Source organism: Hyphobacterium lacteum, from assembly GCF_036330345.1.
In the GTDB taxonomy this organism is placed as follows: Bacteria; Pseudomonadota; Alphaproteobacteria; order Caulobacterales; family Maricaulaceae; genus Hyphobacterium; species Hyphobacterium lacteum.
Genome location: NZ_JAZDRP010000006.1, coordinates 96,941 through 110,008, shown reverse-complemented (window position 1 = coordinate 110,008; position 13,068 = coordinate 96,941). Strand labels below are relative to the sequence as shown.

12 protein-coding genes are annotated in these 13,068 nt (G+C 53.9%); 7 read left to right on the top strand and 5 right to left on the bottom strand.

Annotation, left to right across the window (positions count from 1 at the left end; all coding sequences use genetic code 11):
- Window positions 1-132 precede the first annotated feature (132 nt).
- The 4 genes from V0U79_RS10835 to V0U79_RS10820 all read left to right on the top strand — a co-directional run bounded on the left by V0U79_RS10835 (window position 133) and on the right by V0U79_RS10820 (window position 3,946).
- Window positions 133-834 carry an IS6 family transposase gene (locus V0U79_RS10835; protein ID WP_330199530.1) on the top strand — a complete coding sequence of 234 codons (702 nt, stop codon included), beginning with the start codon at window positions 133-135 and terminating at the stop codon, window positions 832-834.
- Window positions 835-1,242: 408 nt separating this feature from the next.
- Window positions 1,243-2,616 (top strand): DUF2142 domain-containing protein, encoded by a 1,374-nt coding sequence (locus V0U79_RS10830; protein WP_330199529.1) that lies wholly within the window; start codon window positions 1,243-1,245, stop codon window positions 2,614-2,616.
- Between the two features lie 2 nt (window positions 2,617-2,618).
- Window positions 2,619-2,984 carry an EamA family transporter gene (locus V0U79_RS10825; RefSeq protein ID WP_330199528.1) on the top strand — a complete coding sequence of 122 codons (366 nt, stop codon included), beginning with the start codon at window positions 2,619-2,621 and terminating at the stop codon, window positions 2,982-2,984.
- Window positions 2,981-3,946, top strand: a complete 966-nt coding sequence (locus V0U79_RS10820; RefSeq protein WP_330199527.1) for a glycosyltransferase family 2 protein — start codon at window positions 2,981-2,983, stop codon at window positions 3,944-3,946. The genes V0U79_RS10825 and V0U79_RS10820 overlap by 4 nt, the downstream gene beginning before the upstream one ends.
- 401 nt (window positions 3,947-4,347) lie before the next feature.
- On the opposite strand, the gene V0U79_RS10815 is transcribed toward V0U79_RS10820, so the two are convergent.
- From V0U79_RS10815 to V0U79_RS10805, 3 genes are all read right to left on the bottom strand, one after another.
- Window positions 4,348-5,346 (bottom strand): hypothetical protein, encoded by a 999-nt coding sequence (locus V0U79_RS10815; protein ID WP_330199526.1) that lies wholly within the window; start codon window positions 5,344-5,346, stop codon window positions 4,348-4,350.
- Between the two features lie 158 nt (window positions 5,347-5,504).
- The gene (locus V0U79_RS10810) at window positions 5,505-6,143 is read right to left on the bottom strand and encodes an SOUL family heme-binding protein (RefSeq protein ID WP_330199525.1); all 639 of its coding nucleotides are present in this window, start codon (window positions 6,141-6,143) and stop codon (window positions 5,505-5,507) included.
- A 585-nt stretch (window positions 6,144-6,728) separates the two neighbouring features.
- On the bottom strand, window positions 6,729-7,475 hold the full coding sequence (locus tag V0U79_RS10805; RefSeq protein WP_330199524.1) for a DUF3108 domain-containing protein: 747 nt from the start codon (window positions 7,473-7,475) through the stop codon (window positions 6,729-6,731).
- A gap of 125 nt (window positions 7,476-7,600) precedes the next feature.
- On the opposite strand from V0U79_RS10805, the gene V0U79_RS10800 reads away from it, so the two are divergent.
- On the top strand, window positions 7,601-8,212 hold the full coding sequence (locus V0U79_RS10800) for a TetR/AcrR family transcriptional regulator (protein WP_330199523.1): 612 nt from the start codon (window positions 7,601-7,603) through the stop codon (window positions 8,210-8,212).
- A 369-nt stretch (window positions 8,213-8,581) separates the two neighbouring features.
- Here the strand turns inward: V0U79_RS10800 and V0U79_RS10795 are convergent, their stop codons facing one another.
- Window positions 8,582-9,040 carry a hypothetical protein gene (locus V0U79_RS10795; RefSeq protein WP_330199522.1) on the bottom strand — a complete coding sequence of 153 codons (459 nt, stop codon included), beginning with the start codon at window positions 9,038-9,040 and terminating at the stop codon, window positions 8,582-8,584.
- A gap of 156 nt (window positions 9,041-9,196) precedes the next feature.
- Window positions 9,197-10,516 carry a S41 family peptidase gene (locus V0U79_RS10790; protein ID WP_330199521.1) on the bottom strand — a complete coding sequence of 440 codons (1,320 nt, stop codon included), beginning with the start codon at window positions 10,514-10,516 and terminating at the stop codon, window positions 9,197-9,199.
- A 159-nt stretch (window positions 10,517-10,675) separates the two neighbouring features.
- On the opposite strand from V0U79_RS10790, the gene V0U79_RS10785 reads away from it, so the two are divergent.
- The gene (locus V0U79_RS10785) at window positions 10,676-11,503 is read left to right on the top strand and encodes a hypothetical protein (RefSeq protein WP_330199520.1); all 828 of its coding nucleotides are present in this window, start codon (window positions 10,676-10,678) and stop codon (window positions 11,501-11,503) included.
- Window positions 11,500-12,246, top strand: coding sequence for a hypothetical protein (locus V0U79_RS10780; RefSeq protein ID WP_330199519.1), 747 nt, complete (start codon window positions 11,500-11,502; stop codon window positions 12,244-12,246). Before V0U79_RS10785 ends, V0U79_RS10780 begins: the two co-directional genes overlap by 4 nt.
- Window positions 12,247-13,068: the final 822 nt, after the last annotated feature.

Here is a 13,068-nt window from a genome sequence, read left to right as displayed (position 1 = left end):
AATCGCAGGCGACAAGCTGGCTGACGGTGAGGCCAGGCGGCTGCCGGCCATCCAGGATCTGCTTCTGGATGTCCGGTGCGGGTCTTGTCAGATTAAACGGCCTGTTATCGGAAACGCTGCCAATTTGGCGGCATGAGCAAGAACCCGTTTCGCTATTTCAAGACGTCACCTGAAGTGATCCGCTTGGCGGTGATGATGTATGTACGGTTTCCGCTGTCTCTCCGGAACGTCGAAGATCTGCTGCACGAACGCGGCATCGATCTGAGCCACGAGACCGTGCGGTTCTGGTGGAATAGGTTCGGGCCGATGTTTGCCGCGGAGATCCGGAAGAAACGTGCCGACCGGCTGCGCGCCTGGCCGCAATGGCAATGGCATTTGGACGAAGTTTTCGTGAAGATAAATGGCGAGACGCATTACCTCTGGCGCGCCGTCGATCATGAAGGTGAAGTGCTCGAAGCCTATGTCACCAAGCGCCGAGATCGCCATGCAGCATTGAAGTTTTTGCGCAAAGCGATGAAGCGGTATGGCAATCCTGAAGTCATCGTCACAGACAAACTCCGCTCGTATCAAGCCGCCATGAAGGTCATCGGAAACGAGGACAAACAGGACGTGGGGAGGTGGCTCAACAACAGAGCCGAGAACAGCCACTTACCGTTCCGAAGACGCGAGCGGGCGATGCTACGTTTCCGGCGAATGCGAAGTTTACAACTCTTCGCTGCCGTCCATTCCTCAGTCCACAACCACTTCAATCTCGAACGCCATATCAACGATAGAAACTGGTTCAAGGAGAGCCGCCAAATCGCCCTGGCCGAATGGCGGCGACTTGCCGCCTAAATCGACGAAACCCTGGCAATTTGAGACCAGTTCGCTTTTGTCTGACGGCACCCGGGGCGACGCAAAATCAGCGGCATACTGGGAGCAATGGCTTCTGTGTGAATGGTTTTCCGAGGCCGCAGCGCGTTAGGCCTGTGAGCTGAGGCGGGATAGGTTGTCAAAGCACCATCTAATTGGGCCATCCAACGATCTTAGTGACAGAAAAGCCCTCCAAGCCAAAATGTTTAATTGAATGCTGGCAAGAAATCGACCGGCGTATAAACACCTCTTGATCTATCTAAAAATCAAAGTGTTTCTTAGAAGTCATAGTGTTTCAGCGCCACCGGGTCGCCATCCATACATGCTTAAAATCATGAACTTATCGGATAAACTCTGGTGCCCAATGAGGACCCCGGTTAGAAATTCGGAATGATCCAATCTCTATTTCAAATTGTTAGACTGCTTACGATTGTCGTCCGACGGTATCCTCAGCGCGTGTTCTTGGCTTATGCGCTCCCGAGCATTCTCGCGTTTAGCATGCTAACGCCGCCGTTGTTTGCTCCGGATGAAACCGCTCACGTTATGCGAGCCTATTCCGTTAGTGCGCTCCGATTACTGCCATCTGGAATGCTCTCGGAAGGCCAAGACATGCAACCGGTGCCGGCTGATTACGTTGCGATTATTGATACTTATTACTCACAATTGGCATCGGATGGTTACTTTGGTTGGCAGACTGCCATCGATCACCCAACCGCCAGCTGGCGATCGGCTGAGATCGGCTTCCTACATAACGCCGAAGGTTATTTCCCGCTCTTCTATATCCCGCAGGCAATTGTAATTCGGCTGGCGTGGGTATTCGATGTGTCTATCATCGATACGCTTAGATATGGGCGATTGCTGCTTGGCTGCCTGTTCGTCTATCTGGGCTACTTGGCGTTAAGTCTAGCGCGTTGGGGCAGGCTCGGCTTGTTGTTGCTCGTCAGCTTGCCAATTAGTGTTTTTCTCGGTGCCTCTTTTTCTCCGGACGCTTGGCTAATAGCCTCATCGTCGCTTGCGTTTGCAATGATGACGAGAACAGGACCGTCTCACAAATCGTCGAGCGAAAGACAGATGGCTGCTTGGATCATCATAGCAGCGACCGCACTTCGCCCAAGCTATCTGTTGATGAATGCAATTTGGGTAAGGAGCACGTTCAGAGAAATTGGGAAAAAGCCGAGCTTGCTTCTCATCGCTGGCTTTATAATCGCTACCGTTTGGGCCTTCTTGGTCGTTGCTCATCCAGATCGCAGGATCGATGGGATTAATCCTGAGCTTCAATTTGCCTTCCTTCTCAGCAATCCGTTAGCCGTCTTCGAAGTCGCGTGGACCACATTAAGCAACCATGCGGCCTTACCACTTCGGCAAATCTTCATAGTTACAAATCATCCAAATGCTCATGCCAGTGACCAGTTGGCGCTTCTGCTATCAGCGGTGACAATTCTCGTGATTTTCACAGATTATCGACGGGTAGCGGTGAAAGAGGCTTGGACGTGGATCTTAATTGGATGCGCCGTTCTAAGTTACGGACTGATTTACGGCGCTATGTATTTGGGTTGGACGGCAGTGGGTTCCATGGGCCCCGTGCAAGGCGTTCAAGGGCGATATTTCGTTCCGTTACTGGTTTTTGCGCTTTTGGCGCTTCCTTCTATTTCAGCCTCCAGAATTGCGCTACGAATAACACCCGTAATTTCGATATGCCTAGTGTCGTATTTTTTGATTCTAAACTACTGGACAATCAATCAATACTTTAATCCGGAAATTTAAAAATGTTGATTAACGTTGGACTCTTGGCATTTGTGGTATCAATACTCTCAACCGGACAGGTGTTGTTTAAGATGGCCGCGGACAGGCTGCCTGCTCATATGAATTTCAGAGCTTTTTTCAATATGGCGCTCGACTGGCGATTTATCTTAGCGATATGCCTTTACGCCGCTGGCACCATTCTTTGGATTCTCGCGCTAAAGCGGATGCCTCTAACGGTCGCCTATCCTTTCGTGGCACTCTCTTTTATTGCCACCCCGCTTTTGGCATCCTTGTTTCTCGACGAGCGCCTTTCGATTGCAAATGGGGTCGGCGGCCTGCTGATCATCTCGGGCATTGCGGTGATTGCCAAGTGGGGCGGCGCCTCATGATAAAGTCTCGCAAAATTGCTGTTGTATTGCCCTGCTATCGTAGCGCAGCCCATGCGCCGAACGTCGTGCAAAGCTTGCCCAAAGAAGTGGATTGGATAATCGCAGTAGACGATGCCTGCCCTGAGAAAACTGGCAACCATCTGCTTGACCAATGCGGCGATAATCAAAAGTTGATCGTCTTGTTCCACCAAGACAATCAGGGCGTTGGCGGCGCAACGATCACCGGAATGAAACACGCAATCGATTTGGGTGCGGATATTGTCGTCAAGATTGACTCAGATGGTCAAATTGACCCCAACGATGTCAAACGGGTCGCTGAGCCTATCGCAAAAGGACATGCAGACGTCTGCAAGGGGAACAGATTTTATGATCCGCGCCTCCTAAGACAAATGCCGATCATTCGCTTAATGGGCAATTCGGCTCTGTCGTTCATGACAAAATGGTCTTCCGGCTATTGGAATGTTTTTGATCCAACCAATGGGCTGGTCGCAATTCACGCGGAGTTATTCAAACGTCTTCCGCACGACAAATTGGAAAGAAGGTATTTCTTTGAATCCGACCTTCTTTTTCAGCTCTATTTATTGAAAGCGTTTGTTCAGGATGTGCCCAATGACGTTACCTACGGATCGGAAAATAGCGGCATATCTATTGCCCACTCCATTCCGGAGTTCTTTTTAAAGAACATTCGCAACGGCATTAAACGAATTGTACTTACCTATTTTATTCGAGACTTTCGTGTCGCGTCGCTGCAGATCCTCGTTGGTATTCCGCTATCACTTTTTGGCTTGATCTACGGCCTTGCTACTTGGGTAGGAAACTCTTTCGAAGGAACCTACAGCTCAGCCGGCGAAGTGATGCTGGCGAGTCTACCGATAATAATAGGGATGCAATTACTGCTTAGCGCAGCGCAAGAAGACATCATGAGCTCGCCCCGCACGCCAGTCCACGGAAGCCTATCATAATCGCGGCCTTCATCTCGGCTCCAGCTCTGAGGAGTGACCCGCTTTAAAGTCGGGGCAGACTAGTATGAGCGCTTAAACTCAAAGCCGCGCCACGATTTCCTCGACTGCCCTGGGCACCGGTCTTTCGACAATCAAACTGCCGCGGTGTTCAAAGTTTAATCGGGTTCGGAGAAACCATGCGTCACTCCACGGAGACTGAACCGGTGCTCGGCCCTTACCCATGCCAACATCGACGGCCGCCACATAGGTCTGATAGGGTAAAAGCGTCGATCGCAGAAAGAGCACGTCATGATTGCCGAAATTGTTATCTTTCTTCTCGGAGCTACAGGGGATTCAGATCAAAGTGTTGCTGTGAAGCCGATTCATCAGCTCGAAAAGCTTCAACAGGCACAAAGGCCCATTCAACGTGGGCCAATCGGCCGACCCAGAAACGACACGAGGTTCGTGTGCAGCAAGTCACGCACGAGTGCCTCGCCCAACCCTCCGAAGCCGGCAATCAGAATGTGAGCCCGATCATGGCCAGCCCGTTCGGCGAGGAGGTGGACGGGATGGCGGTGCAAAACAGCCCGAGCCGAGGCGGAGTGTTCCGATACCGTAATCAGCAGATCGCCCTCGCCGTCAGCGGCACCCTTATGCTCGATGGCATGATGCACATGTTCGGCGAGCCACGGGTCGCGAACAATTGCGAATACCGGGGTTCTCGGACGATGGCGGGCGGCCTCCAGGGCGGTCTCGATAGTTGCGGCTTCCTCGGACTCGGATATCACGACCCTGTCTGCCCACCGCAAGCTGTTAAGGGTCAGTCTGGCATTCAATCGGGCGTTCCGGGGGAGGGTGAGGACCCCGTCCCATTGGTGCTCAATTTCGTGGGCGTGATGCGTGACAGCACGTTTGCGAATTGCCGCCCAGTCTTCGGCGAACTTTCGGGCCATCAAGCTGTCTCCAAAAACAACTGCATGCCCAGCCCTCATCATCGCCTGAAGCCGGATAAGCGGTTCCCTGAAAACCGTCAGCGCCGCTTTCATTACGGCCCCGAGCGCCACAAACGCCCCGGTCCAGCGCGCCATGTGAAGCTGGGACTGTATGGTCCCTGCCGCGACATCACTTTGCGAAATGCCGAGGGCCTGCAGCCCGATCCCCGCATACTCGTCGCCGAACACGAAAGCTCTTAGCGAAAGGTAGGCCGATTGCGAAATGCGGTCCCAACCCACCAAAGAGTCCGGCAAAAGCGCATTCCAGGCCGAATAGGCCAGCGAGAACGTTACAAGCGTGCCGAAGAGAAGCAAAAGGCCGATGAAGTGATTTCGGATAGTAACAAAGAATCGGCGCAGAATCATAAACATACCTCGTTGGATCAAAGTATGTCTTTTTGTGCGGTGAAATGCCATTGCGAACGACAACTATAACCCCGACTTTCGCCATTTCGGGTATGCTCGTTTTCAGGAAAAATCAGCCAAACAATCCAGCCCAGAGACCGCTTCGCTTTCCTCTGACAGCACCGCCACTCACCCCGGTCTCATCGACAGAGATGTTTCCGGTTCGGAATTAAGCGCGAAGATCACCGTGCGATCTCGATCATCACTTCGTTGCGCCGGAATGGCGTCGGGACCCAAGGCGGATCGTAACGCGCGTAAACCGGTTCGCCGACGATGTCGTAGCCCTCATTCTGGAGAAAGGCGATCAACTCGTCACTCATTTCTTCGAAACGCGACCTGTTCGGCCCGCCGGAAAATCGGATTGCGGCCATGCGGCGCGCGGGAGCCTCGTTTAGCGTAATGCGTTGATCGTTGGGCACCGGAAGAGTTTCCATAGTCCATTCAGGGGGCATTACGAAAGCGACGCGCCAGTGGCCAACCTGCCCGCGGGTCTGAGTGACCGGCGTAGTCATTGCGATACTTTGTGACCGGGACTGGATCACAGGCGTTGTCATTGTGATCTCGTCGCTACCAGTGGCCTGCCGGCTGGTATTTCCGCCGAAGATGTAGTCGGCGAGTGGACGGAAGCCCGCATTCCCAGCTCTGGCCATCGGGCCAGAAACCTCGACTTCTGCGAGGATCATCGGCGCGTAGTCACGAATCTCGATCGGGCCGTCTCTGAGCACGACGGTATGGGGCGGCTCATCAGCCGCACGTGTTTCTGCAGCAAGCAAAAGGGCAGTCAGGATGGAGGCGAGGAATAGCCGGCTGAAATTGGACAAGACGCATTCTCCCAGTTTTGAGATTGGATACGCAAGAAAAGGCTTGCCGGATTAACGCGCCTGTCGATTCTGGCGCCCGATGCAGACAGGGCGCTGCAAGAGGAAAATGGTCGCCCGATCTAATGCCATCCTAGATGACAGAGACCGCTTCGCTTTCGTCTGACAGCACCAAGAAACGGCATCTGGATGGTGGAAGTCGATGGCAAGTTTCACGGCGATTACCACCGGAAAGAACATGCGCTTGCAGCTGCGGCCTTGGTCAGGTTGTCCCTGCCATGACCGGTAGCACCCGGCCGACCGTCCCGCAGGAATTCGCGATCCAGGTGGCCGAGAACGAAGGCATGCCGCCGGGACCAGTTTCCAAGGGCTCCTCGCCACCAATCGCGCCCACCGGACTATGTTATCAGAAGAAACTCACCGTTGGTCGGTTAGCTACTCGTTTGGCGGCTAGACACAAATCGGCCTGCTAAATTGAGACCACTTTGCTTTCGTCTGACAGCACCGTCTTACAGTACCGCCACTTGCTATTCCCCTGCCTAATTATCTTCGCCAGCAGGGCAGCCCTCCACTGAAGCATTCAGCGGATCATTGGGTGAATTCAGATTGTAGCCGGGACCGGGCATACCCGTCGCCTGGAATTGGGTGTTCGATCTGGACTAAATAGGGAGCTGTATCTCGGACCCAGAATGTCCAGCCCTCCTCGGGAATTTGCACCCGCCGCGTCAATACCAGCGTTCCATTCAGGTCAATTCGTTCTTCCTGTCCGACCTCAAAAATAACATCCCGCACGGATATCCGGTCGTGCGCGATAGTCGGGACCGTGTAAGATCCAGTTTGGTCTAGCGGCAAGCTCATCGCGAGCGTTCCCCAAAGCGATAGCTCCCATACCGGACGATCAAATGTCGCTTGAACCTGGCGCATCACTGAAGCCGGATTGGCCAGCATGAATTGGTCCACTGATTCTGGCCGGTAATCGACATGCATGACGCCCTCAAGTCCGGCGCCGAACCGTTGATCCATTGTTGTCGGAAGAAGCGTCACGCGGTCTGCCACAATCGTGCGCTGAAGGTCGGCCTGCCTATCTGTTCGGAACCGAATCACCGATCGCGTCAAACTGTGGTCTTCAATCCTCACTTCGTCGGTCCAGGTCCCGCCGTCGCGCTCGATGCCACTGCTGTCGACTATGGAAAACGTATAGGTGGCGCGATGAGGCTCCAAATGAGAGGCATCAAAAGGCGTCACAGCATTCTGCAAAGCGCCGGTTTCAAGCGGGACAAAAAGCAAAATAAAAATAGAGAGATAGATGGTCTTTAAATTCGGTCTGATGGCCATTTGGGTTATCTTTCTCGTTCGTCAGAGTTTCGACAGCGGTCAAAGGCCACTGGAACTCGGCTTTTGGATGTAGGCGTGTCTCGCGAGCGCTTGAGCTCATCTCACATCTGATCTAAAATGTAAATATGAATTCAGATTTAGAAATAAAATCACCCGCCAGACCCAAGCAAAGGCGAAGCGCGAAAACGCTCGAAAAGATGATAGCCGCGGTTGAGCAGCTATTGCAGGAAAGGGATTTCCGCGAAGTCACGATGGCGGACATTGCCAAGTCAGCCGGAGTTACGGCCGCTTTGCTATACACCCGATTTCGTAACAAAGATGAGCTGGAGGTATACGTCACCTCGCTCTTTCTCGAACGGTATATCCATGACCTGAAAACGGCCCGAGAAGGGCTGGAAGGGCCCTGTGCGCGCGAACCGGAATCGCTGATCAGAACTTTCGGCGAGGTGACCTTTGCTTACCGCGCGGTTATTCGTTCCATTCTCACGCGTCAGCTCAGTGGACAGCCGTTCACACCAAAGGAAGATGCTCTAATAACGGAGCGCGCCATATTCCTAGAGGACTGGATGTCTGAATGCTCCGATCAGGGCCTTACGACAGAGCAAATCAAAATCAGAGTCCTGACGCTCATCCAGACGATCCAGGCTTATGCCATGCACACCCGGGTTGAAGGCTATCTACCCTATGACCAGTTTTGTAGCCTTCTTGGCTCATCCTTCGGCGTGTCCTCCCAATAACAGCTTCAACCCCAGGCGGGAGATAGAGGGCGGGATACGAACCAATCGCTATCTTCTGTCAATCTCGAGGGCTGCGCCGTCTATGGCCAAGCCAACGGTCCGGCCACACAGGCCGTATCGCTGAACCTCTCGGGCTGTGCTGACGAAGGAAGCTATATCGGGGCTGTCGATCTCCCGGCTAACGACAACAGCGAACCCGCTCTGCTCATCGTCAATGGGACAAGAGGCTGGAGAGTGGAGCGGTAGGCCTCGGAAGTTTGGGGGATGTCCGGTGCCTACCCCGGGACCCAGCCGCACATAACCCGCCTGACCCTAACCTAAAAGATGGGCCGCTTCTAAGGGAGCTGGCCATACCGACTTCCCGACTTCTTAATTCCGCCGACAGCTCCAGTCGGTCGAGGCTGCTTCATCGTTAGTTACATAGAGAGTTGAAGTTCCATCGCCGCAAGCTGCCCACCGGCGGCCGCCACAGTATCCAAGCGCCTCCTGATAGGTGGTTAGGTCTGCATTGACCCGGCCACCCGCCATTGTCTCCCGCGTGAAGTGACCACTACCGGATTGTATGCTCATTTCGAAGTAAACGGATGACAGATATTCGTAGTTGTGATGTCGGAGCGTCATAATGGCCGTGTCGCCAGGTGAAATATTCACCTCCTGCCATGACAGGCAATTATGACTGTTTTCATCGCAGGCGCGCCACTGGACCGCCATTGAATGTCCGTCCATGATTCTGTTATCCAAACATGCAATCCGCGTTTGTGCATCGGCCTGCGGCGCCAGCCAAAGAATAAAAAAGCTGATCATGCCGATTGCGACACCAATTTTCATCATATCAAGCCCCCAATGCTTTGACGGTCAGCCGATTGGACACCCCTGCATTAAAGGTGGCGGCAGATACAGAAGCAAGAGCCAACGGTGCTGTCAGACCAAATCAAGGTATTCCTGACGTTCTGGGGTGACCGAGATGTGCGTGCCAACTACTCGCTATTCAGTAAAGTCGCTTAACGCCGCATCCAACACAGGGTCTGTACCACTTGAATAATCCGAGAACCGGTAGGGAATGGCGACGTCGGGTGAACGAAAGCGTCGATCATCGCCCTCAAAAGAGGTCTGATAGTACTCGCTTGCGTGAATGATCGGCAGTTGGCTATTTGGTGTAACGAACAGGTTTGTTTCGCCATGATGATTGGGTCGATCGGCAGTAGCCTGACCATAGAACCTCGCCGGGGTTTGCTGTTCCAGATCAGAAACAAGCATGACCGCTGCAGAGTGCGTCTGGCGACTCGTGAGCACTGCAAGACGGCCTGTTTCCATAAGTGCCCCGCTTTCGGTCAAAGCAGACATCAATCCAGCATTCAGGGTTCCATCTCCGCCCAGGCAGCGTCGCAAATCGATCACCAAGGCGGGTGAATCCATCGCCTCCGCCATCGCCACAGCTACAGCGGCAATGTCCGCGTAGCTTACGTCGTCGTCGCGAATTTGTATTATTTGCAGGTAGACGGCGCCATCAAGCTGTTCGGCTCGATAAGCACCCTCGAAACTCTCTCGCCAAAGCGGGGCTTCTTGCGCGGCTGTAGTCCAACTATCGCCCGAAATCGGGCCACCATCATAAGAGTAAATCCAGTCATACCTCGTACCGATAGAAAGCGGAGTAAGTTCGATCTCGCGCTCTCTCCCATCCTGTTCAATCGACAAACGAACGAGCGTAGGGCTTTCGCTAAGCCCGAGGGCGGCTAGGAGCTCGGCTTGCATAAGCCATTCCGGGAGCATTTCTCTAGCAAAGTTCACGGCGTCGGTAGGCAACAACGTTAAGGCGCGAGCAACCGCCTCCTCAGCCGCAACATTTCCGAACGCCGCTACGCGAGCACCAACGAGATCTGGATCCACGGCACCAACCACAAACAATCCCTCATGAAATATATCGAAGCGCACAGGCAAAGATCGGAATCCTGGCCCCGGCGGCAAACCTTCGAAAGGCAGAGCGTGCATCGGCATCCATGTGTGGCCGTCTCCGACTAGGGCGGCGATTTGAGCCAAGCCAGCTATACGTTGGGCTCTTGTTAAATTTGGAAGGGCGCCACGATACTGACCAACTGCCGCGTCAAAATCGGATTGCGGCGTATGGAAATAGGGGTCGTCATGCTCGGCCAATAAAACGGTCAGAAACGCATCTAGATCTGCTTCCCACTGTTCGCTCGAGAGCGCTTGCGGTCGTGCGAAACCCTGCGCATGTGTCGGTCCCGTAGTGGTCAACAACCCCGCTAGCAGAACGCCAACGACGACTCCTGTTCCAGTTTTTGTCACTCTAATCTCCTAGCAAACGACAGCGAATCCGCTGTGACAGAGATGCAGCTCAAATTAGTTTTGGATGCTAACTTGCTAGAACGGCTCCAAAGCCCAGCGAGGTCACCTCACTTGCGATAATGGGCAGCTATGATCATGCTCTCTCGAGGGGAGAGCGGCATGATCCTGACAAACTTGGCAAAGGCTGTTCGCGAACAGAACTGGTTCGCCGTCGCGCTCGAATTCGTCATCGTCATCGCCGGGGTGGTGATCGGTTTCCAGATCACGCAGTGGAATGATGCCAGGACCGATCGGGCCCGCGCTGACGAGTATTTGTCGCGCATCGAAGAAGAGACCTACCGTAACTTTGACCGGGCCATCGATCGGGTGATCGCCTGGAGATGGCAGGCCGAGGCAGGCGAACGTGCGCTGGAATATATCCGGACCGGATCTGTACCTCAGGACGACGCCTGGCGCCTGGTTGTCGATTTCAACTATGTCGGAGACGTGAACCAGTTCCGATCGGAGCTCTCGACCTTCGAAGAACTGCGCAGCTCGGGCCGCCTCAACCTGATCCGCAATTCGTCAATACGAAGCTTCCTGATGCAGTATGCCGGAGCCGCCAACAGTAATGTCTTCCGGCTGGGAACCAGTCGGCGGGACGACTATCGTGAAAGTGTCCGGCAACGAACGCCACCTCGGATCTACATGCACATTAAGCGGGCGTGCACATTCCTCGCGCCCGACAGCGACGCGACAGCCATCCGGGACTGTGCGCCGCCCGACGGTGTGAGCGATGAAGCGATTGTGACACTTCTCGAAACTTACCGGGCAGACACGCAGCTCGTCGACGAACTTCGCGCGGCAACAAACGCGTTGGGAGAGGCGGCCTATGGCTATACCCAGCTCGTGAGATACTTCGAGCCGGTAATCAACCAGATGCGAGAAGAGCTTGGCATGGAGCTCGTGGATGAAGTTTCAGTGCGATTGGGAGCAACAGCGGAATGATCCTCGCCCGTCTTTCCAAAGCCATCCGCGAGCAGAACTGGTTTGCTGTCGCGATTGAGTTCGTGATTGTCATACTCGGTGTGGTCATTGGTTTCCAAATCACGGCATGGAATGTGAAGCAGCAAGATGTTCTTCTTGAACGTGAATACCTGCAGAGGCTGGAGGCCGATCTCGCCGCCAGTGAAGAATTACTATCCGAGGACATTAATAATCTGCGGCAATGGCATCGTCAGGCGCTAAATGCGACCGAAGCCCTCATTTCTGGAGATCAAGGCGAGATCAGCGATTTCGAGTTTTCCCGCGCGCTTGTCTTCGGCGGCCGGCTTCAATTTGTTCGAGGGCAATACGGAACGATCGATGAGCTCATTAGCACGGGTCGGATGCGTTTGATCAGAAATAGCGAGCTTCGGACACTCATAACGCGTACGACTAACGGCCTCGAAGAGTTGGATCGCCTTAATGCGCTTATCGGCGAGAGACAGAATGCATTGGTCCCCTTCTATCGAACGCGAATGTTGATCCTCAACGGATTCGGCGAGGACACTGACGTCATTTATGACTTTGATGAGCTGGCCGCCGACGAGGAGTTTCTGAACGCGTTCGGTAATGTAACCCACCTTATGACGATCAACATTATGTGGCTTGAGGGTGCTCGCGATCTGGTCCGCGAGCTCCATGCTGGCGTCCGTGCGGAACTCGGGATGCCCGCCGTGTCCTATGAGACATCTGCTGCGGCCACCTGACACCCACCGAGGGCTTCAGCCACCCATAACCCCGCGCTGGGGCCACCGGAGCAAAAGTAGCGCATTAGTAGCGCCTGGGATTCAAAAAGCTTCTATGAGGCTCGAGCTCTTTCGAAGCCTAAGTTGCTGGACAGCTTGGTGTTTTCGTTGTTGTTCGCGTTCTTTCGAACTTGTTCAGGGCAACTAATCCATAATTCGTAATGCGTAGGTCGCGTGTTCGAGTCACGCAAGCGGCACCATTTCCTACCTTCTTCTTGCACATAGTCAGAATCAATTCCGGACGGGTCTAATTGCGACGCTCCCGAACCGGGGCACCGCCTGCCAGGTTGGATTCGCCCGATGAGCACGTGGAGAAAGCGCATATAGCTTATGGTTGTTTGGCGCTCGAGGATTTTGGCCTAGGCTGTTCCCGGCTTCATTACTTTGGGGGATGTAATGGGAATTTTAGGTTCGAGCGGTGCTTTGGCACTTGTTTTCTCGCTTCTTCAAGCAACCCAAGACGTTCAGACGGTCCCCGAACGCGAGATTATCGGGGTTTTGGGCCAGTCCGTGTGGTTCAGCTCTGGCGACGATATCTGCTTTCAGAGGATTGATGATTTTCGGTCAGGACGTCCCGCTATATGCGACCCTGACTGTTCAACTTACGGCTCGCGAATGACAGTCGGTGAATCTGTTTTGGATCAGTGCGCACCTCGACCACTTGCACCTCTTTCCGGGCATGAAATTCTTGGAGTTGGGTCTCCTGAAGGGCCGTTTCCTGGCCTTTATACAGCAAGGCAAACCCCAGGGGATGCGAGCCAATACGTAATGTTCAGGATAGAC